Source organism: Flavobacterium sp. GNP011 (assembly GCF_056428925.1).
In genome coordinates, this window is sequence record NZ_JBWJVJ010000019.1 from 15390 (window position 1) to 37739 (window position 22350).

Sequence of the window (22350 nt, forward strand, 5' to 3'; positions counted from 1 at the left end):
GTTACTCGGTCGTTAGGGCACGATTGATAAAATCATTCAGCGGTTTCAAAAGAATTAATTTTTGACAAATTGTTGTTGTAAAATCTTCTTTTGAGGCATCATCATAATCAATTTTATGTGACGATTCAAAGCTTTTAAGTTTTAATAAATCTATTGCTGGATGGTCTTTATCATAACCACGTGGTGGATTTTTTAAAAGATCTTTTTCGTTTCTATCAAGATCACCAAATTCTTTTTTGAATTTTTTCTCGGCCAGTATATCTTCTAAATCTTCATGGAAAAATGCTATTTCTTTTCGTATTTTTTTTACGTCTTCAGCTTCTGGACAATACAATCCTCCAGCTATAAAACTGCTTCCTTTTTCAAGATGAATGTAATAACCAGATCTATTATGACCTTTTGCACCAGATGAAATCCAGATGCCTAAATGGGATTTATATGGTGTTTTATCTTTTGAAAATCGGATGTCTCTATTGATTCTAAAAGTGCAATTTTTAACTTCAAGTAGTTCTAGACTTGGGTCTAATGGTTTTAAAGTGTCAAGCAAGTCATTAACAAATCTTTTATAATCTGTCTTAAAAGCTTCATATCTTTTTTTTTGGTCTAAAAACCAATCTCTATTATTGTTGGATTTTAAATCAACCAGAAATTCAAGTGATTCTTTTGTGAGCATATACGTTATTGGATTTGTTTTTTTAGATCAACTTCTGTTATGTATCCTGATTTTTGCCATTTTACTTTTGCGCCTTCGTATAATAGTAAGGTAGGAAGTTCACTAATTTTTAGTTCGCTCATGAGCGTTTTATTTTTATCAGCATCAAGTCTTATGATGGTAACGTCGTTAGCAAGTTCTGTTTGCATTGTTTTTATGTAAGGAGCCATTTTTTTACAAGGAGCACACCATTCAGCATAGAAATTTACGAGAACTTTCTTATCACTACTAGTAATTTTAATGAATTCCTCCCTTGTCATGCCTATCACTTTGTCACTTGATTTTGCTAATCCTGCAGCTTCCCATTTTAGGATGCCGCCTTTCATTTCATAAACGGTAGTAAATCCTAATTGGTTGAGTTTTTCATGTGCACTTTGACTTCTTCCTCCAGCTTTGCAATAAATAAAAACAGGTTTTTTAGGGTCTAATTTGGCTACTTCTTTTTCAAAACTGTTACCAAGCCAGTCTATGTTGATAGCATTATCTAAATGGTAGGACGAAAATTCTTCGGGTGTACGCACATCTATAATTTGTGGGTTAGATGTTTGGGCTATTTTGTCGCTAAAAGCCTTCGCATCAATAGTTTTTGTAGTTTCTTGTGCGTTACATGAGATGAAAAATACAGCGCATGCTAGAATAACTATGTATTTAAATGGTTTCATTAGGAATGTTTTATGTTGATCAAAAATACTTAATTTCTGCAGTATTTTTTAGATTTTTAATATAATTTAAAAATGGATTAGTGCTGTTTTTTTTAATAATCAGAGTTTCCTAGATTTATGTTAGCTCAGTTCCAGATTTTAGTGCTTGTTTAATAAGGAATGTATTTTAAAAAATAATTCTTCCTTGTTTATTGGTTTTATCAAAATATCATCTACTTGTAATTCTTTTAAGTTTGCCGTATTCATATATGAGTCACCTGTAATCACTAGGATTGGTACTTCGGCATTTTTATTAGGTATTTTTTTGATGTCTTCTACAAAGTCAAATCCAGAGTATTCACTTATTTGTAAATCTGTAAGTATTAGATTAGCTTCATTTGTTTTTAAATACGTTTTAGCCGATTCTACATCTTGAAAAGTGGTTGCTTTGAAGTGTATTTTTTCGATTAATTTTTTCAAAAGTAGCAATGTCATTGGGTCGTCATCAACTACAACAACTTCTGTAGTTTTGTCTTTAAATTGGTTTAATAGTTTTGTTTCGCTAGTTTCTTGCTCTTCATTTGATGGTTCAAGCATCAAGAAGAACGAAATTTCGGTTCCTACATTGAGTTCGCTTTTTACTGATATTTCTCCTTTAAAAAGTGAAATGATATTTTTGCATAATGTGAGTCCAAGTCCTGCTCCAAAACTGATTTGCTCTTGATGGGCTTTACTTTGGTAAAACTTATCAAAAATTTTATCTACTTCCTCTGCAGGAATTCCAGCTCCTGTATCGGTGATTTTTACATCAAATCTATAGTTTTCACCTATTTTTTGGAGTGATGTTGCCACTGTAATTGAACCTTTTTTAGTAAATTTTATAGCATTGCCTATGATGTTATAAAAAAGCTGATGGATTTTTACATTATCTGCCCAAACACTTTTGTCTATCTCTCTAGGTATAGTATATATGATTTCGAGTTGTTTCAATTCAGCCAGCGCTTTTAAAGATTCTAAAATAGCACTGACCTCTGTTTTTAAGTTCATCTTTGTATTGTACAGGAGAAGTGTGTTGTTTTCATTTTTAAAAAAATCCAAAATTTGACTTACTGTTATTTGCAAGGAGTTAGCAGTAAAATATAGGGAATCAATAGGTGCATTTAATGATGGGTCTGTGTTTGAATTTTTAATTTTTCTAGAAAAGTTTGAAATAATGTTCAATGGCGCTCTCATTTCATGACTGATCATTCCAATTAATTGATTCTTTTTGTCTAGACTAATTTCGGCATTTTGTCTTTGTTTGATCAAATTCTTTTCCAGTATGTATGAGTATATGGTGTATATTAGTAATAAAATAGTAATTAAGCTTATGGCAATTAATAAGTTAAAAATAAATTGTTTCTTTTCAACTAGTTTAAAATTGTATTCCTTTATGTTCTCTAAGTATTCTATTTTATTCAACTCTTGAGCTGAACTAGAATAAATCAAGACAATTTCTTGACTCTTTGTTAATATGTTTTTATTAATTTTAATGAGTTCATTGTCTTTTTCTTTGAGTGCAAAATGAACTTTTTGCAATTTAGACACTTCGTTTTTGTAATAATTCTCAGTAACCTGAAAAATATTTTTCAATTGCTCTTCAAAGGAGCCTGCTTTTTCTTGGTTGTTAAAAACCATTTTTATAACGGATTTTACTTCCTCTTTGTCAACATCATTTTTACCGGCAATAGCATTTCCAAGTCTGCCAAAAAAACCTTTCTTTTTTGTTACAACAGCTGTTTTTGTGGTATCGTAACTTATAGAACTTAGAACTTTTTCATAATTGTATGATTTTAATTTGAAGTTTAAATCATTTGGAGATGTTTTATTGAGATTTGAATTTATGATGGCATCAAACTCATTCCGCAGTTTGCCCATATCACTTTCTAATCCTAATTTTGATTTAATGATGGTTTTGAAAGCAACATTTTTTTGAGTTAAGCCGCTTAGCTTTTCAAGATCATTAATCATCTTTTTTATGGCTTCTTGATATTTTATATACCGTTGCGTTGAATTAGTATTTAAATATTCATTGAAGGCATTATTAGCTTCAAAATAACTTTTTATAGCTTCATTAGACAAGGTCAAAGCTTCATTGGGCTTTGCAAGGACATCTATGGAGTTGTAAATATTATTTTGAATTTTTGTTTCAGAATACCAAAAATTAAATGCTACAATTTGCAAAGTAATGATAGAAATAAAAAGAAATATGTGTACTATTTTCCTGTTTTTAAAATGAATCATTTGGTTTGATTTTGGTTTATAATAAGTTTATAGATTAAAAATTCTATAGGACTGATGAGTAGATTTAACAATAGCCTCTGTACGGTCTGAATGTGTGTCTGTTATGAATAATTGTCCAAAAGTAGCACTATTTACCATTTCGATAATTTTACTAACTCTACTTTCATCAAGTTTGTCAAAAATATCATCAAAAAGTAAAATGGGTTTCACACCACTTTGTTTTTTTAAAAATTCAAACTGAGCCAGTTTTAAGGCAATCAAAAATGATTTTTGCTGTCCTTGTGACCCAAATTTTTTAATGGGATGCTCGTCAATTTGAAAAACTAAATCGTCTTTATGGATGCCCACACTAGTATATTGTAATGCTCGGTCTTTTATAATGCTTTCTTCTAGCAAGGATAAAAAACCTTTTTGAGATAAGTGACTTTCATATAGCAACTGAACGGTTTCCTCTGATCCAGTGATTGCTTTGTGATGAGCAATAAAAATAGGTAGAAATTGAGTTACAAAATCTTTTCGTTTTTCAAAAATCGAATTCCCTAATCCAGTTAATTGTTCATTATATATAGAAAGGGTGTCTGCATCGTAGACATGATTGAGAGCAAAATATTTAAGCAAAGCATTGCGTTGGCTTATTACCTTATTATAATGTATTAATTCCTGAAGATAGTGCGCATCCAGTTGCGATATGACACTATCCGTAAACTTTCTTCTAGTTTCACTACCTTCAACAATCAAATCTCTATCCGCTGGCGAAATGATAACAAGTGGTATAAAACCGATGTGGTCTGAAAATTTATCGTAATTCTTACCGTTGCGTTTGAGTATTTTTTTTTGTCCTTTTTTTAGGCTACAAACTATTTGCTCCGTTCTTTCATTTTTTTCAAATTCAGCATCAATGACAAAAAATTCCTCACCGTGTTTGATATTTTGAACTGCTAGTGGGTTAAAATAACTTTTGCCATAAGACAAATGATAAATTGCATCTAGAACATTGGTTTTACCAATGCCGTTTTTACCTACAAAACAATTTATTTTATGGTCAAAATCAAAGCTAGCCTCTGAAAAATTTTTATAATTGAAGAGCGAAATTTTTTTTAAATACATGAGAAAGTCTTGCTACAAAGGCGATCAAGGTTTTTGGAAAGGAGTTTTTTATAAGGGTGCAAATTATTGAAAAATATCCACATAACCCGCTTTTGTAGTTTTTCAATTTTGAAATATTTTATCAAAAATGAAGCGTCCCATTACAACTTTATTTTTTTTTAATATTAAATCCTTTTTTTTATGTGGGTTTGAATAAAAATTTTATTTTTGCGATTCACTAAATTAAATTTAAATGGCAACTTATAATAAAAGAGGATATAAAGCACCAAAAGAAAAAGAAGTAAAAGAAGAAGCGGTAGAAGCAGTAGTTATTGATGAAAAAGACAGTACCACTGCCGAAGTATTTTCTAAATTAGATGAAACCGCATCAAGAACTGAAGACTTTGTTGCTAAAAATCAAAAAGTTATTATAGGATTAGTTGCTGCTGCTGCACTTGCAACACTTAGTTATTTAGCATACCAACGTTTAGTTGCTGCTCCTGCACAAGAAGAAGCTGCTAATGAAATGTTTGTTGCACAACAAAATTTTCAAAAAGCTACAGATGGAGTTTCAAGTGACTCGTTATATAAATTGTCTTTAAACGGATCTGAAGGGAAATTTGGTTTTCTAAAAATTGCAGACGAATATTCTGGTACTGATGCTGGAAATCTAGCTAATTACTATGCTGGTATTGCTTACTTAAATACTGGAAAATATACTGAGGCAATTGATTATTTATCAAAATTCAAATCAGATGATATCATGTTAAGCGCTCTTGCAAAAGGTGCTATTGGTGATGCTTATGCTCAAAAAAACCAACCAAAAGAAGCCTTAGGAAATTACATCAACGCAGCTGGAACTAACAAAAACGATTTTACAACACCTCGTTTTTTATTAAAAGCTGGTAAAGTAGCGCTTTCATTAGGTAACAAAGCTGATGCACTGAAATATTTTACAGATATCAAAGAAAATTACGAATCATCTCCAGAGGCTGCATCTGTTGATGTTTTAATAGGTCTGTCTCAATAAAAATAAAAAGTACACAGGTTGCAGGATACCGTTTTGAGAAACTGTATATTGCAACTTAATACTGAAATCTAAAATAAGATGGCTACCGAGAATAAAAATTTATCTGAATACGATAAAAACGCCATTCCAAATGCGAAAAATTTTCGTTTTGGAATTGTTGTTGCTGAATGGAATGATACTATTACAGAGGGATTATTCAACGGAGCGTTTACCGCTTTAGTTGAGAATGATGTTCCCGAAACAAATATTATTCGATGGAACGTTCCAGGAAGTTTTGAACTTATTTATGGTTCAAAGAAAATGTTACAAACACAAAACGTGGATGCAGTAATCGCAATTGGGTGTGTAATTCAAGGGCAAACAAAACATTTTGATTTTGTATGCGAAGGGGTTGCCCAAGGAATTAAAGACTTAAACATTCAAACCGATATTCCTGTGATTTTTTGTGTACTTACAGATAATACCATGCAACAGTCTATTGACAGAAGCGGTGGTATTCATGGTAACAAAGGAACAGAAGCTGCTATTGCTGCTATTAAAATGGCATACATTCGTCAACAAGCATCATTAAATAGTACTTTTAATAATCAACAATTCTTGTCTTCAGGTACCTTACAAATAGAGAATGTACCACTAGGATTAACAGAATAAAGAAAAAATAATTTTTTCAAAAAAAGCCTATACTTTAATCATTGTATAGGTTTTTTTAGTTTAATTTATGAGTGTTTTTACTGTATTACCTTTGTAAAATCACTAAATTTGTACAACTTGGTTTTGAACCAAAAACCATTTTTTAAATCTAATTTTTTTTAATGTCGAGTATTATACAATTGCTGCCTGATCATGTTGCAAATCAAATTGCAGCGGGAGAGGTTGTTCAACGTCCTGCATCAGTAGTAAAAGAACTTTTGGAAAATGCAGTAGATGCACGGGCTACAGATATCAAGTTAATCATTAAAGATGCTGGTAAGGCGCTTGTACAAGTGATTGATAATGGTTTAGGAATGAATGTAACTGACGCTCGCTTGTGTTTTGAACGTCATGCTACTTCAAAGATACGTCAAGCCGAAGATTTGTTTTCCTTGTTTACCAAAGGGTTTAGAGGCGAAGCATTAGCATCCATTGCTGCTATTGCTCATGTTGAAATGAAAACACGTCAAGAACAGGATGAGTTAGGACATCACATCATTATTGAAGGAAGTAAATTTATAGCGCAGGAGCTTGCTGTTTTACCACAAGGAACTTCATTTGCAATCAAAAACTTGTTTTTTAATATTCCGGCTAGGAGAAATTTTTTGAAATCAGATACTGTGGAATACCGCCATATTGTTGATGAATTTCAACGAGTAGCATTGGCTCACCCTAATATTCAATTTACTTTTTACCACAACGGAAGCGAAATGTTTAATTTGCCTCCAGCTACGTTAAGACAACGTATTGTGTCTATATTTTCGGGAAAAACAAATGAAAAATTGGTTCCCGTTCAAGAGGAAACAGATATTGTTACTATTCAAGGATTTGTAAGTAAGCCCGAATTTGCAAAAAAGAGTAGGGGCGAACAGTTTTTCTTTGTTAATGATCGTTTTATAAAAAGCGGATACTTACATCATGCGGTTATGGCTGCCTATGACGGAATCTTAAAAGACGGAGCTCAACCGAGTTATTTTTTATATCTTTCAGTACCGCCAAACACAATTGATATTAACATTCATCCTACTAAAACTGAAATTAAATTTGATGACGAGCATGCTTTATACGCTATTCTTCGTGCTTCTATAAAACACAGTTTAGGACAATTTAATGTAGCTCCAGTTTTGGATTTTGATAGAGATTCAAATCTGGATACGCCTTATCATTACAAAGATTTATCTGGTGAAGTTCCATCAATTCAAGTTGACGGGACTTTTAATCCTTTTTCTAACGAAACTCCTAGCAAACAATTTTCTAGTTATAAAAAACCAGAAAGCACTTCAAAATGGGACAGTTTGTATGTCGGTTTAAAACAGGATGTTTTTGATGTAGAGCAAGTAACTTTTGAAAACGAGGAAGTCACATCGTCACTTTTTAACGATGAAGAAGTGGAGCATGCGGTGCATAAAACCTATCAAATTCATAAAAAATACATTGTATCGTCTATCAAATCAGGAATGGTAATTGTTGATCAGCAGCGTGCACACCAACGCGTTTTGTATGAGCAGTTTTTGGTAAATATGACGGTACAGCAAGCATCAAGTCAGCAACTATTATTTCCTTTAAATTTGTTTTATTCGTCAAGCGAAATGGAAGTTATCACTGAGTTGCAACAAGCGCTAAAAAACACTGGTTTTGTTTTTGAAGATAACAATACAGATCATATTGTAATTTCTGGAATACCCGTAAACATCACCGAGAGTGAAGTTTCTATAGTTTTAGAGCAATTAATAAGCGATCTTCAAGATGGAATTCCTGAGAGCAGTTTTAGTCAAAACGATACTATTGCCAAGTCAATGGCCAAAAGTTTAGCCGTAAAAACAGGAACGCATCTTACAGAGAAAGAGCAGGAAAATTTAGTTAACGGACTTTTTGCGTGTAAGGATCCTAATGTGTCGCCATTTCATAAACCCACTTTCATAACTATGCGTGTGGAAGATTTAGATAAAAAATTTGCAGTATGAGAAACGTAACCGAAGTTGTTAAGCAATTAATAATTGTTAACATTATATTTTTTATAGGGACATACCTTTTAGGAGATGTTGTTTATAAAGTCTTGGCTTTATTTTTTCCAGAGAATCCAAATTTTCAATACTGGCAACCGCTATCCCACATGTTTATGCACGGCGGTGTCATGCATATTTTTTTCAATATGTTTGCTTTGTATTCTTTTGGATCAGCTTTAGAGCAAATATGGGGCGGAAAAAAGTTTTTGTTTTTTTATATTTCTTGTGGTTTAGGTGCAGCTTTGTTGCATACGGGTGTAAATTATTATTATTTTAATGATGCTATTACTACCTTGACAGCAAATGGCTTTAATAAGCAAGATATTTTACAGCTTTTAAATGAAGGTAAAATAGATACTCGTTGGCAGCAATTTATAAACGCCTCTGATTTTTCTAATTTCACTAGCGCTTATGCTGGGACTGCTGTGGGAGCTTCCGGAGCTATTTACGGAATTATAGTAGCTTTTGCGTTTATGTTTCCTAATGCTGAACTGGCGCTTATGTTTATTCCCGTACCTATTAAAGCTAAATATTTTGTTCCCGGATTAGTTCTTGTAGATTTATACTTGGGTATCTCAGGTAAATCTATATTTGGTGGTGGAGGAATAGCGCATTTTGCGCATGTGGGTGGAGCACTCTTTGGTTTTTTAATGATGTGGTATTGGAAAAAAAACCAGTTTAATAGAAACCGCTGGAATTAATACAATGCAGATCGAGTACATTTTTAATAGGTATAAAAGAATTGGTATATGAACATTATTGATGATTTTAAATTGCAATACAAAATGGGAGGAATTGTTATTCGTCTTATTTTTTGGAATATCGCTTTATTTGTGATTCCTTTTTTAGTTTTTTTTCTATTATCTAAAATGGGAATAACAATTGATTATTTACAATATGTAAGCTTATCATCAAACCCCACTGTTTTTATAAGCCAGCCTTGGACTATTTTGAGCTATGCTTTTTTTCATACTGGAATCATGCATATTCTTTTTAATTTAATTGTTCTTAATTTCGCAGGAAGATTATTTATGACTTATTTTACAGGCAAGCAGTTGTTTGGCTTGTATGTTTTGGGAGCTATTTTTGCTGGAATAGTGTATGTTTTAGTTTTTTATATCTTGGCAATAGATGCACCTATTGTTGGGGCTTCTGCGGCTATAATGGCTATTTTGGTTGCAGTTGCAACATACAATCCATTGATGGAGCTCCGAATGTTGATATTTGGAACTGTAAAGCTTTGGCACGTAACAGCTATTATTCTGTTTATTGATTTAATGCAATTGCGTTCCGGTAATATGGGTGGGCATATTTCTCATCTTGCAGGAGCTTTATTTGGTTTTTTATTCATTAAACTACTTGAAAATGGGACTGATCTAAGTAAAATAATTTCGGGTTTTATAGATTTTTTCCAAAATCTGTTCCAAAAAAGTAAAGCTACACCTTTTAAAAAAGTATATAAATCGCATCAAAAACCAGCACCAAAAACAGTTTCTAAAATTGTTGTAAAAGATAATAATCAGCAGCAAATAGATCAAATATTGGATAAAATAAGCCAATCTGGTTATGATAGTTTATCTCAAAACGAAAAAGAATTCCTTTTTAAAGTAGGAAAATAATCTGAATTAAATTGTATATTGTAACTAGTATTTAAAAGTGTAAGTATGAGAAATCTTTCTTGGTTTAATAAAGGTATGTTTCTACTCAATATAGTCCTAACAGTGGTGACTTTTATTGCTTATATTTTACCTTTCTTGGCCCCGAAATCTTTCCCGTTATTGTCAGTTCTTACATTATTCATGCCTTTGTTCTTTGTTTTCAATACCTTGTTTTTTTTCTATTGGGCCTTACAATTTAAAAAACAATTGATTGTTTCTGGAATTGTATTATTAATAGGGATTACATTTATAAATAAGTTTTATAAATTTTCAAGTGTTGAATTGCCTAAAGTAGAACAAGATTTCACCATCATGAGCTACAATGTTAGACTCTTAAACGTTTTTAAATGGATCGAACGTGATGATGTACCTGGTGATATTTTGAATTTTATCAATGAAAAAAATCCTGATATATTGTGTATTCAAGAGTTCTCATCAACTGCTGGAATAGATTTAAAGGTATATCCACACCGCTATATTTTTACCGAAGGAAACCAAATTAAAACGGGTCAAGCTATTTTTTCTAAGTTTCCTATAATTGATCACGGTAATATTATCTTTCCTAAGTCCAGTAATAATGTCATTTACGCGGATATAAAGAAGGGAAAAGATATTATTAGGGTATATAACATGCACTTACAATCTATCAAAATTTCCCCAGACGTAAATGAAATCGATGAAAATATAGATGCTATTAATCAAAATAAATCTCAAAAACTGTTTATTCGAATCAGTAAGGCATTTAAACAACAACAGCAACAAGCTGAGCAGTTTCGAGAGCATAAGTTAAAGTGTACTTATCCAGTCATCATTTGTGGCGATATGAATAACAGTGCATTTTCTTATGTGTATAGGAGTATAAAAGGGAAAATGAAAGACAGTTTTGAAGAGGCAGGTCAGGGTTTTGGTGAAACCTATAAGTTTAGATATTATCCAGCAAGGATTGACTATATTTTTGCGGATGAAAGAATGAAGGTAAAAAAATTCGAAAACTTTTCTAATTTTATAAATTCAGATCATTTTCCTATAATGGCACGTTTATCCTATGAATAGATTATGTTTGGTATTAAACGAATTTTTTTTGGGATGTTCGTGGTAACAGATTATAATGTCTGATTTCTCAAATAATCCACAGTAAACTTACCTTCATTGAATAGTAAATCTAAAATGCTTAAATTATTCAAAAAGCCATGTTTGTCATCAAAAACTTGTTGATAAGGTTCAAATTGCGATTGGTCTTTTTTTCCGTTTACCAATGTTCTGTAATCCAAAATAAGTTCTGGATTGGTCTCCAGTAAATAACTTGTTGTTTTTGAATAATCCATTTTCATGCGCATGCACTTGGATAATAATTCCAACACTTCAAAGTTTAAATCCATCAGGAAATCATGCTTTTTTTCGAAAATGGGTTGTAAATCATCTTCAAAAAACTCAAAAAAAGGAGAGCTTCTATATGCTGCCTCTAAGGATTTGAAATGCTGTTTTTGCCAATCAAAATCATTTTCTATTCGAATGTCTTTTGTTTTTTGATGGCTTATTTTAGTATGTTTTATAGGGATATTCAAAAGTTGAATTCCGTTTGGACTGTAAATGTAAGTTCTATTTCTGTTGGTCTGCTTTTGAAAATTATCTTCTACCTCATAAAATACTGAATCAGCTTTTGCAATGGCTACAAAATGGCTTATGGATGGGAAATAGGTGGGGTGTATGATAATATTCATGATGTTGTAATATACTAGCGTTTAGAGTTTTTAGTGCTACTAAACGCTAGTTTTTTTATTTAAACTTTGTTTGTTTTTCTTTTTTTCCAAAAATAATCTCCTATGAAAAATACAACTAGTCCTATTAGGAATAGTTGAAAATAAGATTGAGGTTGTCCTTCACCACTCACGGTTGTGAAAACTCTATCCCAACGGATTTTATTAATTCCTTTACCGTTAGGATCTATACTTAACCATATAAATATTGGTTTACCTACAATATGATTTTCTGGAACAAATCCCCAGTATCTGCTATCTTCAGAGTTGTTTCGGTTATCTCCCATCATCCAGTAATAATTTTGCTTAAAAGTATACTCTTTAGCAATTTTACCATTTATACGAATTTCTTTGCCGTTTACTTGCAACTGATTGTTCTCGTAATCGTCAATAATCGTTTTGTAGAAAGGTAGGTTTTCAATATTTAAAGTAACAGTTTTTCCTTGTTCTGGGATGTAAATAGGTCCGTAATTATCGCTATTCCATTTTTTCAGGTGAGGAAAAACGCCTTTGCCAAAATTTGCCTGATCAACGCCTTTGGCAATTTGTTTCACTACTGCTGTTACGCCGGGAGTATTTTTAAAAACCTGAGCACCTTCTTCTGTTAAAGCACTAAGGTAAATAGTGTCTCGCTTAGTTTCGTTAGTAAAGAAGGCTCTATCTGTAATGTCTAATTCTTTAAAAAGATATTCAAGATCAATAGGTGTTTTTCCATCAAGCGCAATTTTATATGAAAATTGAGGTTTTGCTCTTTCTGGTAATTGAAGGATCTTACCGTCAATATACACATCTCCATTAACAATAGAAAGGTTGTCGCCTGGCACTCCTACGCATCTTTTTACGTAGTTTGATTTTTTATCAATTGGTTTGTAGGCTCTTCTTTTTGAGGTGTCAAAAAATTTATAAACCGTGTCAACTGGCCAGTTAAAAACTACTATATCAGTTCTCTTTATATTTTGAATTCCTGGTAATCTCAAGTAAGGCAATAAAGGCCATGAAGAATATGATTTTTTTTGAGTCAAAGGTATTGAGTCGTGAACCATAGGCAACGCCACAGTTGTCATAGGTACTCTTGCGCCATAATTCATCTTACTTACAAACAAAAAATCTCCTACCAGCAATGATTTTTCAAGGGATGGAGTAGGAATTGTAAAGGGTTGAATAACATAAGTATGAACAAGAGTTGCTACTACCACTGCAAATAATATAGAGCTTATGGTATCGGCTGTTTTGTTTTGTGGTAAAACACTTCTGTCAGCTATGTAATTTAATTTTTGAGTATAATTAATATAATAGATGTAAAAACCTAAAGTAACAATTCCTAGAAAAGTATCTAAGGAAGATTTTTTACCAAAACTTCTCAGGGTTTCAATCCATATTACTGGGAATAAGATTAAGTTAATTATCGGAATAAATAGTAAAACGGTCCACCATGTAGGTCTACCTATTATTTTCATTAATACGATTGCGTTATAAACAGGAATAGCTGCTTCCCATTTTTTTCGTCCCGCACTTTCATATAATTTCCAAGTTCCTAAAAAGTGAATTATTTGTACCAGTAAGAAAAATACAAACCATTGATATACAGTCATAGTCTTTTGTTTTTGTTTAATTATTGTGATGCAATTTCACAAAGAGAATAATGTTTATTTTATTTTAAATCTAATACATCTTTCATAGAGAAAACTCCTTGCTTTCCTACTATCCACTCAGCCGCGATAACTGCTCCAAGTGCAAATCCATCTCTATTGTGTGCCGTGTGTTTTATTTCGATACTGTCAACTGTCGAATTATATTGTACGGTGTGCGTTCCAGGAACGGTTCCTATTCTTTTAGCATCAATGTGTATTTCACCTTTATTAGGATTGTCTAAAGTCCATTTAGTGTATGAGCTATTCTCCATAATTCCTTTGGCTAAAGAAATTGCTGTGCCACTTGGTGCATCTAGCTTTTGGGTATGGTGAATTTCTTCCATGCTTACTTGGTAACTGTCAAATTTTGACATCATTTTTGCAAGGTATTCGTTCAACTCAAAAAAGAAGTTTACTCCTAAACTGAAATTGGAACTGGAAATCAAGGCACCTTTTGTTTCAAGGCAAAGTGCTTCAATAGTTTTGTAATGTTCAAGCCATCCTGTTGTTCCTGAAATTACGGGAACATTGGCGTGAAAACAAGTCGAAATATTTTCAACAGCAGCTGACGGTACACTAAAATCAATGGCTACATCAGCAGTGGAAAGTCCTTCAAAAGTACTTGTTTCATCTTTTCTTAATACGATTTCATGACCTCGTTCCAAAGCAATTTTTTCAATCACTTGACCCATTTTTCCGTATCCTAGTAATGCAATTTTCATTGTAATATTTTATAATTTAAAGCCAAATTAAATTTGACAATTTTATTTTTTGCTTGTGGCAATAACTTCGTTTAATTGAATTACTAATTATTTATAATTCAAGAAGGCTTAATTATTTATTGATGAAAAATCAAATCTATTATATCTTTCAAAAAGTATAACTAATCGTTAGTCCTACATTTGTCCTGAACGTTACATCATTTTGATAAATAGCAGGTCGTAGTGATAAACTTTCATCAACATTAAACTGCAATAAAGCTGCATCAACATTGGCATCAATAATGTTTAAAGCGTAAAAAGCAAGTGTCACTAATGCGGATAAATCTCTATTGCGCTGATATAATTTTTGCGCAGCAATCAATCTATTGTTGTCAAATCTTTTTAAATCTTCGGTTATGACTCCTTCCAAACGACTTTTATAGGCATCTCTAAATTGTCTGTATTTTTTATTATTGTCTACATAAAAGTATATGCTAGTACCGATGGCGCCATAGACAAGTGGAATTTTCCAGTATTTTTTATTGTAAGCTTGACCTAAACCAGGCAATACTGCCGAGAAAAAAGCAGCCTTAGCAGGTGTAAGTGGGTCAATATTTGAAGATTTCAAGGTATCCTTAACTATGAGTTCAGTATTGTTTTTGGTTTGTGCAAAAACAGAACCACAACTCATTAACATGAGAATGGATATGATGAAAAATGATTTTAACACTAGTCGTTTATTAGATTAATGATTCTTTTAAAATCTTCTTCTGAATGAAAGGGAATGGTTATTTTACCTTTGCCGCCGCCCGTTACTTTTACGTCTACTTTGGTGCCAAAATAATTAGTAAATGTATTTTTATGAGCATCCTCAACCTCAAACGAATTAGCTTTTGGTTTTCCTTCAGGTTTTGGTTTTAGGCTTTCTTGATAATTTTTTACTAATGCCTCGGTATCACGTACCGATAAATTTTGGCTAACAATTTTTTGATAAATATCAGCCTGAATGTCTTGGTTTTCAATATTGATGATGGCTCTACCATGACCCATACTTATGAATCCATCTCTAATTCCTGTTTGAATGATAGGATCAAGTTTCAACAAGCGTAAATAATTAGCAATAGTAGATCTTTTTTTACCCACACGGTCACTCATTTGTTCTTGTGTAAGTTGGATTTCATCTATCAATCTTTGGTAAGACAAGGCAATTTCTATAGGATCTAAGTCATGACGTTGAATGTTTTCAACCAATGCCATAACAAGTGATTCATTATCGTTTGCAATACGAATGTAAGCAGGAACTGTAGTAAGTCCTACAAGTGTAGAAGCTCTAAGACGACGCTCTCCAGATATAAGCTGGAATTTATTATAATCTAGTTTACGTACAGTAATTGGCTGTATAACACCCAGTTCTTTTATAGAAGTAGCTAGTTCTCTTAATGATTCCTCATTAAAATTACTTCGGGGTTGAAATGGATTTATTTCGATTGCAGCAATTTCAAGCTCAATAATATTCCCAACAACCTTATCGGCATTTTTATCTTCAACAGATTTGATATCGTTTTCTGGATCTTTCAATAACGCGGATAATCCTCTTCCTAAGGCTTGTTTTTTAATTGCTTGTGCCATAAAATTATTTACTGTTTTTCTTTATGATTTCTTGTGCAAGGTGAAGGTAGTTTACAGCACCTTTACTTGTTGCATCATAATTAATTATGCTTTCGCCAAAACTAGGCGCTTCACTCAGTTTTACATTTCTTTGAATGATGGTTTCAAAAACCATGTCATTAAAATGTTTTTGAACTTCTTCAACAACTTGGTTAGATAAACGCAAACGAGAATCAAACATGGTCAACAAAAGTCCCTCAATATCTAAATCTGGATTGTGTATCTTTTGAATACTTTTTATGGTATTTAATAACTTACCCAATCCTTCCAGAGCAAAATATTCGCATTGAATAGGAATAACTACAGAGTCTGATGCTGTCAAAGCATTAAGGGTTAGCAATCCTAATGATGGTGCACAGTCAATGATAATGAAATCGTATTCATCTTTTACACTAGCCAATGCTTTTTTAAGCATGTATTCTCTATTTTCTTTATCGACTAGTTCTATTTCTATAGCAACAAGGTCAATGTGAGATGGAATAACGTCAACATTGGGAGCAGAGCATTTAATAACTGCTTCTTGCGGAGTATGGCTGTGCTCTAAAATTTGATACGTTCCTATTTCTACTGATTCAACATCAATCCCAAGTCCTGATGATGCATTAGCTTGAGGATCAGCATCAATAAGTAGAACTTTTTTTTCTAATACACCTAATGCAGCTGCAAGATTAACTGATGTTGTAGTTTTGCCAACTCCTCCTTTTTGATTAGCAATCGCGATGATTTTGCCCATTTGTTTTTCTAAATTTTGAACCGTAAAAATACGATTATTTATGGTTTTTGAAAATCTATTTTGTTAACAATCGTGAAACTACAATTTGCATGCAACTACAGGTACTCATTTTTTTAGTTTATTTTTTTATTTAAAAGCTATTCCAGCTTTACGCTTCAAGGTCTCACAGGCGTCTCTGCTTTTTTACCGCCCTAAAAGGAGCTTCTTTTAGTCGCTCTTTTAGGACTAAAAAAAGCAAGAGATGCCTTGCGAAACGCTTTTCGCTTCCATCTGGGCTAGAAAATTCGTATTATGATTATTGTAATGCTTTGAAAGTTTGTTTTTGTACTCAGGAAATAAGCACACTTTATATTTCTCAAAAAAACTCTTGCGTAAGCCAAAAAGAGTTGTATATTTGCACCCGCTTTCGGGGTGTAGCGTAGCTCGGTTATCGCGCCTGCTTTGGGAGCAGGAGGCCGCAGGTTCGAATCCTGCCACCCCGACAAAAGTCGAACGATATCGTTCGGCTTTTTTTATTTAAAAAAATTATTTTCACGTTTACATTCTTTTTTCCATATCACAAGACAAGTATTATATAGGTTTACTTCTATGGTTTTAGAAGAGAGACTGCGACGACATTTAAGTTCACACAAAGGATTTACAGCAAGAGCCAAAGATTGAGAAATAGTTTATTCGGAGTTATTTGACCAAAAGTCTTTAGCAATTTCACGAGAGCAGGAAATTAAAAAATGGAAAAGTAAAACTAAAATAGTCGAATTAATTACAAAATAAGTAGCAGTTATCGCGTCCCGATTGCAAATCGGGAAGGCCGCAGGTTCGAATCCTGCCACCCCATCTTAATCCTTCTTGTTCATTCAAGAAGGATTTTTTTATTACCAAATAATTAAAACTGATGTAGTACTTTATTACGTACTGTAATAAAAGCTTATTTTTGTACCAGAAAATTTTAATAATCACACCATGTCAGATACGATCGAAAAAATTAAATGCCTTATTATAGGTTCTGGACCTGCAGGATATACTGCAGCAATTTATGCAGCTAGAGCAAATATGTATCCAGTTTTATACCAAGGAATGCAACCAGGAGGACAGTTGACAACCACAAATGAAGTAGAGAACTGGCCAGGGAATCCAGAAGGAATTACAGGACCAGAAATGATGGTAGGTTTACAAGCTCAAGCGCAGCGCTTTGGAGCCGATGTGCGTGACGGTTGGGCAACAAAAGTTGATTTTTCTGGAGATATTCATAAAGTTTGGATTAACGACACAAAAGAATTGCATTGCGAAACCGTAATCATTTCAACTGGTGCTTCGGCTAAATATTTAGGCTTACCATCAGAGCAACATTACTTAAAAATGGGAGGTGGAGTTTCTGCATGTGCCGTGTGTGATGGTTTCTTTTATAGAAATCAAGAGGTGGTCATAGTAGGAGCGGGAGATTCAGCTTGTGAAGAGGCACACTATTTGTCTAAACTTTGTAAAAAAGTAACTATGCTCGTGCGTAGCGAGAAATTTAGAGCTTCGAAAATTATGGAGGAGCGCGTACGCAAAACAGAAAATATCACGATTTTGATGAACCACGATACTGTAGAAGTACTCGGGGATGAACAAGTAGTTACAGGTGTAAAAGCGTTAAACAAAACTACAGGTGAAACTTTTGAAATTCCAGCAACTGGATTTTTCGTTGCCATTGGTCACAAACCGAATACAGATATTTTTAAAGAGTTTATTACTCTTGATGAAACAGGATATATCGTTAACACACCAGGTTCTGCACTTACAAACATTGAAGGAGTTTTTGTAGCTGGTGACGCTGCTGATCACGTATACCGTCAAGCTATTACGGCAGCGGGAACTGGTTGTATGGCTGCATTGGATGCTGAAAGATATTTGGCAGCTAGGGAATAACAACTTTCTATGATTCAAAAAAAGTCTCTTTTATTTCAAAAGGGACTTTTTTTTTATCAATATTCTGTTTAAAATCTGGATCATTTTGGCTATTCAGTCTATCGTTAACTTGTACAAGGTGTTACAGACCTAACAGGTTTTAAAAACCTGTTAGGTCTCGATAGAACTCCTTTTTGTAAAGCGGTTTTAGTACAGTTGCATTCGATAATAAGCTCAAAGACCTCAAATGTAGTTACATATCAAAGTATACCAACGATGACTATATATCAGTAGAAATTGAGTTTAATTGATTTTGGATTTGTGGGCATTACTAATATGTTAGAACTGGCTGCTCATGTTTAGCCAAGTGCTAATATACTTAATAGAGTCATGCTGTAACTGAAAATCAATATATTTTATTTTTGTTCCGCAATAGTTACCTTGTTTAATTTTAAAACTCTTATTACTTGATTGGTATTATCTGCTACAAACAAACGGTCTTTTAGCAATGCACAATTAGTAATTGAGTTAAAAGTAATTTCTCCCATTATATCCGAATTGTTTATAGTTGGGGTGTAATTTTGATCTAAAAAAATGTTTTTGGGATACAGTCGAATATAGTTAGTACCTTTTATTTTTTCAGTTGTTATAGCCCAGTCATCGCTAAATACTACAGATAATGGAAGGTTGTCAGTTAGTGTTTTAGTATTAGGTAAAATAGGAACAGTCAACGAGCTAGTTGCGTTTTTCTCAATATCTTTTAAATTATAATTCAAAAAGCCGTTAGCGTTTTGTCCAGCAACGATTAAATTTCCATTGGAGATATCCATCGAATAGATTTCGGTGTAGCCTTTCAGGGTATTTAATTTAGCTATTGGAGCTAAGTTCCAATTGCTGGTTTCAGTAATTTGTGCAGTTTGGAATACCTTAATTGAATTTTCTTTTTCTTTGACAAAAAGAAAACCATCTTTTGCTTTTAGTCCAAATACGTGAACAAAAGTTTGCCACCATTGTCCATTACCAATCGTGTTGATGCCAGCTAATGTTTTTTCGTCCAAAACAAAAATTCTTGAGTCAATACTACCAAGGTAAATACGGTCATTGTCAATAGAAATAGAGGATAGTTTTGTAAATGGAATTGTAGTTGCCCCTTTTGTATAGCTTTTGACACTTGAAAGATAAGATAAAGTTGTGGCATCAAATATTTCAAGAACATCACCATTGCAGATGTATAATTTATTATTGGCAATAGTGATAGCGTTAGCTTCTAAAGTGCCTTTCCCTCCAGTAATTTGATTGGCCTTGATAGTCGTTTCGTTACTCAAGTAAAAAGATTGATAATTGGTAGGCTCATAAACCGCATCAGAATCTTTAGTACAACAAGCTAAAATAAATAAGATAGCTATATATAAAATTTTTTTCATAATATTAAGTGGTATTAATTCCATTTTCCTTCTCCTTTGTATTTAAGTAGGAAATGATTATTAGGGCTGATTTTGAAAACGGGTTTTTTGTAATCTTTTTTGTTTAAGTAGGTTGTTTTTGTCCATCCTTTTAGTATTTCAGGATCTATAAACGGAAGATCGTTTAGGTAAATCAAATATTTGTAAAAGTGTGTAAGCATTTCTTGTTGTCCGCCACCTTCACCACTATTAGCTAAATTGCTACTATGGCTAAATCCAATATGATGAGAATATTCGTGAGACCAAACGGACATTTCGCCTAACCAATGTCCAGTGATGTAGTCTGATTCCCATTGCGAAGCCAGCTCGCCCCCTCCCCAAGCACTTCCACCTCCTACCATTGCAAGGTTAACCGTTCTAGAATCTAAGTAATTCCAGTAAATTTTTTCTATTTCTTCCTTGGTGTAATAATCATAAATGCCATTGACATCATCAGTGTTACTGTGCCAATTTAAAGCGCCATTTATTGCTGTTCCTGCTAATGTCGCTTGTTCTTGTTTGTATTTATCAAAATTGGTAAAGGTTTGATAATACAGTGGGTGACTTAAAACATAGGAGTAATTGATGATCATTGTGATAGCTTCTTTGGCCAAAACAGGATTCATTGGAAGAAATTTTCCTGGTTCATTGATATGGTAACCATCGTGAAATTGCACTAAATGATTGGATTTTATTTTTTTAAATTTGGCAAATAATGGATCTGTTGATGTAACAGAAAATTCAATAGATCCCGATGAAAATCCTTCTATTTTATCAATCGTTATCGTTTTACCATTTTCTAACAAGTAATCATTTTTGCCAACTACTAAAGGGATTTGATGTACCGAGCGATGAAACGCAGGAATTTTACTAAAGTGAAAGAGTACGAATTTGTTTTCGTAATTTGGGAGTTTAGCATAGATATTTACATCTGTTAAGGCAACAGGTGAATACAAGGAAACTTGTACAAAATCCTTTCCTCTTAGTATTACTTGAAGTGGCTGGTTAACTCGAAACCAACGATCTTTTTTGTCATACATACGTGCTGGGTCTTCATTGTCTTCAAAAAGTGTCATGGGTTTATTACCAGCAGGTAAATTGGTAGCATCAATACTTGATAAATAATTGGGCTGGTAATTTTTGTAGTTTACTTCGGTTTCACAATTTGTGAATAAGGACAAAACAGCCAATAGTAAAAAACAATGCATTGCATTTTTTAGAACTTGATTCATAGGTTAGGTTTTAGAATTATGGGTTTGCAAATATATTTTTTCTTTTATTATTTAATCCATCTACAGTGTTTTTAATTGACTAAATTTATTCTTCCTGAATATGTTGATTAATAATAATTTTGAATATGAAAGCTATTCCTTAGAAAATAAAACAGAGCATTTGCAACCCGGGTAATTAAGATAAAGCAACTGGTAAACAAGTAAGTCTCCCGATTGGACATCCACAAAAAAACAAAAGCACAAAAAAACAGGCAATTGCCTGTTTTTTTGTCTTTAGTAAAGTTACTGTTACTTCAACTTCTTGATTAATTTAGTCTCGTCAGCAAACTTTTTGATGGTTATTTTAGGGTTTCCTACTAACTGGATTTCAGTTTTATTAGCTGCATCAATACTTAATGTTGTGCTCGTATTTATGGCGCATGTAGCATATCCCTCAATGGTTAGTTCCGTATTTTTCAGCGTTAATTTATTCGCTGTTAAGCTGGAGTTGTTGTCTAAACGCAAGATAGCATTCGAGGCATCACCTTCAATAGTGGCATCAGCTTTTTGGTACAAATCTGTTTTTAAATCAACGGTTGTAACCAGCGCTTTCAAACTAGAATTTTTACTCATTTCAATAGTAGTTTTTTCTGATTTGATATTAAGCTCGCCTTTTGCTTTGTCATCGGCTTGGTAAACCACTGATTTAGAATTGATGTTTAAAAATAATTTAGAAGTGCCGCTTGCTTTTAGGATTACGCTATCTAATAGTAATTCTTGAATGGCGTTTAAAGTAGTTTCATCTTTGGCTTGAATTGTTTTTAAATTCTCCGTATAGGTTACTCGAACAATCAATTTTTTATAAGCTGTAGCTTTTTTACTGGTGTAAATACGTAATGTTTTTTCGTTTTCGTCAAGTGCCACTACATCCTGTAAATTATCGTCTGTTTCAACTTTTATGCCTGCTTTTTCTCCTCTTTCTAGATGTACTTCTAGATTGTTTTCAATTTGTAAGGTTTCAAAGTCTGCAATTTTTCGTTCTACGATTGTAACAATTTTGGAACCTTTTACTTTATCAGATTTTTGTGCAACTGCTACACTTGCTGTGGCTATAAGTAGCACTAAGAGGAAATTTTTTTTCATGTCTTGATATTTATTACTTACAAATATAAAAAAAATCATCCACTAGTTAGGGATGATTTTTTTGTTTGAAA

20 protein-coding genes and 1 tRNA gene are annotated in these 22350 nt (G+C 32.8%); 8 read left to right on the forward strand and 13 right to left on the reverse strand.

Translation table 11 applies throughout. From position 1 onward, the window contains the following. Nucleotide 1: 1 nt before the first annotated feature. The 4 genes from AC061E_RS13935 to recF form a co-directional block, all read right to left on the reverse strand. Nucleotides 2-673, reverse strand: coding sequence for a DUF2461 domain-containing protein (locus AC061E_RS13935; RefSeq protein WP_478286789.1), 672 nt, complete (start codon nucleotides 671-673; stop codon nucleotides 2-4). Between the two features lie 5 nt (nucleotides 674-678). Continuing rightward, nucleotides 679-1374: a thioredoxin domain-containing protein gene (locus tag AC061E_RS13940; protein WP_478286790.1), complete on the reverse strand. Its 696-nt coding sequence runs from the start codon at nucleotides 1372-1374 to the stop codon at nucleotides 679-681. A gap of 138 nt (nucleotides 1375-1512) precedes the next feature. Further along, a complete protein-coding gene (locus AC061E_RS13945) occupies nucleotides 1513-3636 on the reverse strand; it encodes an ATP-binding response regulator (protein ID WP_478286791.1) in 2124 nt (707 codons plus the stop codon). Between the two features lie 27 nt (nucleotides 3637-3663). Then, nucleotides 3664-4743: a DNA replication/repair protein RecF gene (recF, locus tag AC061E_RS13950; protein WP_478286792.1), complete on the reverse strand. Its 1080-nt coding sequence runs from the start codon at nucleotides 4741-4743 to the stop codon at nucleotides 3664-3666. Between the two features lie 232 nt (nucleotides 4744-4975). Between recF and AC061E_RS13955 the strand changes: the two genes are divergently transcribed. The 6 genes from AC061E_RS13955 (at nucleotide 4976) to AC061E_RS13980 (ending at nucleotide 11159) form a co-directional block, all read left to right on the forward strand. Next, nucleotides 4976-5752: a tetratricopeptide repeat protein gene (locus tag AC061E_RS13955; RefSeq protein WP_478286793.1), complete on the forward strand. Its 777-nt coding sequence runs from the start codon at nucleotides 4976-4978 to the stop codon at nucleotides 5750-5752. Between the two features lie 78 nt (nucleotides 5753-5830). Next, a complete protein-coding gene (gene ribH / locus AC061E_RS13960) occupies nucleotides 5831-6403 on the forward strand; it encodes a 6,7-dimethyl-8-ribityllumazine synthase (protein WP_478286794.1) in 573 nt (190 codons plus the stop codon). Between the two features lie 161 nt (nucleotides 6404-6564). Continuing rightward, nucleotides 6565-8406: a DNA mismatch repair endonuclease MutL gene (gene mutL, locus AC061E_RS13965; protein WP_478286795.1), complete on the forward strand. Its 1842-nt coding sequence runs from the start codon at nucleotides 6565-6567 to the stop codon at nucleotides 8404-8406. Continuing rightward, nucleotides 8403-9149, forward strand: coding sequence for a rhomboid family intramembrane serine protease (locus AC061E_RS13970; protein WP_478286796.1), 747 nt, complete (start codon nucleotides 8403-8405; stop codon nucleotides 9147-9149). Before mutL ends, AC061E_RS13970 begins: the two co-directional genes overlap by 4 nt. Before the next feature lie 48 nt (nucleotides 9150-9197). Next, nucleotides 9198-10067, forward strand: coding sequence for a rhomboid family intramembrane serine protease (locus AC061E_RS13975; protein WP_478286797.1), 870 nt, complete (start codon nucleotides 9198-9200; stop codon nucleotides 10065-10067). Nucleotides 10068-10112: 45 nt separating this feature from the next. Further along, a complete protein-coding gene (locus tag AC061E_RS13980; protein WP_086454270.1) occupies nucleotides 10113-11159 on the forward strand; it encodes an endonuclease/exonuclease/phosphatase family protein in 1047 nt (348 codons plus the stop codon). A 50-nt stretch (nucleotides 11160-11209) separates the two neighbouring features. Here AC061E_RS13980 and AC061E_RS13985 read toward each other — a convergent pair whose 3' ends face one another. From AC061E_RS13985 to AC061E_RS14010, 6 genes are all read right to left on the reverse strand, one after another. Continuing rightward, on the reverse strand, nucleotides 11210-11827 hold the full coding sequence (locus AC061E_RS13985) for a WbqC family protein (protein WP_478286798.1): 618 nt from the start codon (nucleotides 11825-11827) through the stop codon (nucleotides 11210-11212). Between the two features lie 59 nt (nucleotides 11828-11886). Next, the gene (gene lepB / locus AC061E_RS13990; protein WP_478286799.1) at nucleotides 11887-13455 is read right to left on the reverse strand and encodes a signal peptidase I; all 1569 of its coding nucleotides are present in this window, start codon (nucleotides 13453-13455) and stop codon (nucleotides 11887-11889) included. A 59-nt stretch (nucleotides 13456-13514) separates the two neighbouring features. Further along, the gene (dapB, locus tag AC061E_RS13995; protein WP_478286800.1) at nucleotides 13515-14216 is read right to left on the reverse strand and encodes a 4-hydroxy-tetrahydrodipicolinate reductase; all 702 of its coding nucleotides are present in this window, start codon (nucleotides 14214-14216) and stop codon (nucleotides 13515-13517) included. A 148-nt stretch (nucleotides 14217-14364) separates the two neighbouring features. After that, entirely contained in the window at nucleotides 14365-14892 is a 528-nt protein-coding gene (locus AC061E_RS14000) for a DUF5683 domain-containing protein (RefSeq protein WP_478286837.1), read from the reverse strand. A gap of 32 nt (nucleotides 14893-14924) precedes the next feature. Further along, on the reverse strand, nucleotides 14925-15824 hold the full coding sequence (locus AC061E_RS14005; RefSeq protein WP_478286801.1) for a ParB/RepB/Spo0J family partition protein: 900 nt from the start codon (nucleotides 15822-15824) through the stop codon (nucleotides 14925-14927). Nucleotides 15825-15828: 4 nt separating this feature from the next. Continuing rightward, the gene (locus AC061E_RS14010) at nucleotides 15829-16596 is read right to left on the reverse strand and encodes a ParA family protein (protein WP_144893258.1); all 768 of its coding nucleotides are present in this window, start codon (nucleotides 16594-16596) and stop codon (nucleotides 15829-15831) included. A gap of 407 nt (nucleotides 16597-17003) precedes the next feature. On the opposite strand from AC061E_RS14010, the gene AC061E_RS14015 reads away from it, so the two are divergent. Further along, nucleotides 17004-17078 (forward strand) — tRNA-Pro (locus tag AC061E_RS14015). Nucleotides 17079-17556: 478 nt separating this feature from the next. Further along, nucleotides 17557-18504 carry a thioredoxin-disulfide reductase gene (gene trxB, locus AC061E_RS14020; protein ID WP_478286802.1) on the forward strand — a complete coding sequence of 316 codons (948 nt, stop codon included), beginning with the start codon at nucleotides 17557-17559 and terminating at the stop codon, nucleotides 18502-18504. Nucleotides 18505-18899: 395 nt separating this feature from the next. Here trxB and AC061E_RS14025 read toward each other — a convergent pair whose 3' ends face one another. The 3 genes from AC061E_RS14025 to AC061E_RS14035 all read right to left on the reverse strand — a co-directional run bounded on the left by AC061E_RS14025 (nucleotide 18900) and on the right by AC061E_RS14035 (nucleotide 22279). Beyond that, nucleotides 18900-19907, reverse strand: a complete 1008-nt coding sequence (locus tag AC061E_RS14025; protein ID WP_478286803.1) for a hypothetical protein — start codon at nucleotides 19905-19907, stop codon at nucleotides 18900-18902. A gap of 14 nt (nucleotides 19908-19921) precedes the next feature. Then, nucleotides 19922-21157 carry a hypothetical protein gene (locus AC061E_RS14030; protein ID WP_478286804.1) on the reverse strand — a complete coding sequence of 412 codons (1236 nt, stop codon included), beginning with the start codon at nucleotides 21155-21157 and terminating at the stop codon, nucleotides 19922-19924. Nucleotides 21158-21445: 288 nt separating this feature from the next. After that, nucleotides 21446-22279, reverse strand: a complete 834-nt coding sequence (locus AC061E_RS14035; protein ID WP_478286805.1) for a GIN domain-containing protein — start codon at nucleotides 22277-22279, stop codon at nucleotides 21446-21448. Nucleotides 22280-22350 lie beyond the last annotated feature (71 nt).

Excerpts from the sequence above, each read along its gene's own strand:
- AC061E_RS13935 (WP_478286789.1), bottom strand. The coding sequence starts at position 673 with ATGCTCACAAAAGAATCACTTGAATTTCTGGTTGATTTAAAATCCAAC.
- AC061E_RS13940 (WP_478286790.1), bottom strand. The coding sequence starts at position 1,374 with ATGAAACCATTTAAATACATAGTTATTCTAGCATGCGCTGTATTTTTC.
- AC061E_RS13945 (WP_478286791.1), bottom strand. The coding sequence starts at position 3,636 with ATGATTCATTTTAAAAACAGGAAAATAGTACACATATTTCTTTTTATT.
- recF (WP_478286792.1), bottom strand. The coding sequence starts at position 4,743 with ATGTATTTAAAAAAAATTTCGCTCTTCAATTATAAAAATTTTTCAGAG.
- AC061E_RS13955 (WP_478286793.1), top strand. The coding sequence starts at position 4,976 with ATGGCAACTTATAATAAAAGAGGATATAAAGCACCAAAAGAAAAAGAA.
- ribH (WP_478286794.1), top strand. The coding sequence starts at position 5,831 with ATGGCTACCGAGAATAAAAATTTATCTGAATACGATAAAAACGCCATT.
- mutL (WP_478286795.1), top strand. The coding sequence starts at position 6,565 with ATGTCGAGTATTATACAATTGCTGCCTGATCATGTTGCAAATCAAATT.
- AC061E_RS13970 (WP_478286796.1), top strand. The coding sequence starts at position 8,403 with ATGAGAAACGTAACCGAAGTTGTTAAGCAATTAATAATTGTTAACATT.
- AC061E_RS13975 (WP_478286797.1), top strand. The coding sequence starts at position 9,198 with ATGAACATTATTGATGATTTTAAATTGCAATACAAAATGGGAGGAATT.
- AC061E_RS13980 (WP_086454270.1), top strand. The coding sequence starts at position 10,113 with ATGAGAAATCTTTCTTGGTTTAATAAAGGTATGTTTCTACTCAATATA.
- AC061E_RS13985 (WP_478286798.1), bottom strand. The coding sequence starts at position 11,827 with ATGAATATTATCATACACCCCACCTATTTCCCATCCATAAGCCATTTT.
- lepB (WP_478286799.1), bottom strand. The coding sequence starts at position 13,455 with ATGACTGTATATCAATGGTTTGTATTTTTCTTACTGGTACAAATAATT.
- dapB (WP_478286800.1), bottom strand. The coding sequence starts at position 14,216 with ATGAAAATTGCATTACTAGGATACGGAAAAATGGGTCAAGTGATTGAA.
- AC061E_RS14000 (WP_478286837.1), bottom strand. The coding sequence starts at position 14,892 with ATGTTAATGAGTTGTGGTTCTGTTTTTGCACAAACCAAAAACAATACT.
- AC061E_RS14005 (WP_478286801.1), bottom strand. The coding sequence starts at position 15,824 with ATGGCACAAGCAATTAAAAAACAAGCCTTAGGAAGAGGATTATCCGCG.
- AC061E_RS14010 (WP_144893258.1), bottom strand. The coding sequence starts at position 16,596 with ATGGGCAAAATCATCGCGATTGCTAATCAAAAAGGAGGAGTTGGCAAA.
- trxB (WP_478286802.1), top strand. The coding sequence starts at position 17,557 with ATGTCAGATACGATCGAAAAAATTAAATGCCTTATTATAGGTTCTGGA.
- AC061E_RS14025 (WP_478286803.1), bottom strand. The coding sequence starts at position 19,907 with ATGAAAAAAATTTTATATATAGCTATCTTATTTATTTTAGCTTGTTGT.
- AC061E_RS14030 (WP_478286804.1), bottom strand. The coding sequence starts at position 21,157 with ATGAATCAAGTTCTAAAAAATGCAATGCATTGTTTTTTACTATTGGCT.
- AC061E_RS14035 (WP_478286805.1), bottom strand. The coding sequence starts at position 22,279 with ATGAAAAAAAATTTCCTCTTAGTGCTACTTATAGCCACAGCAAGTGTA.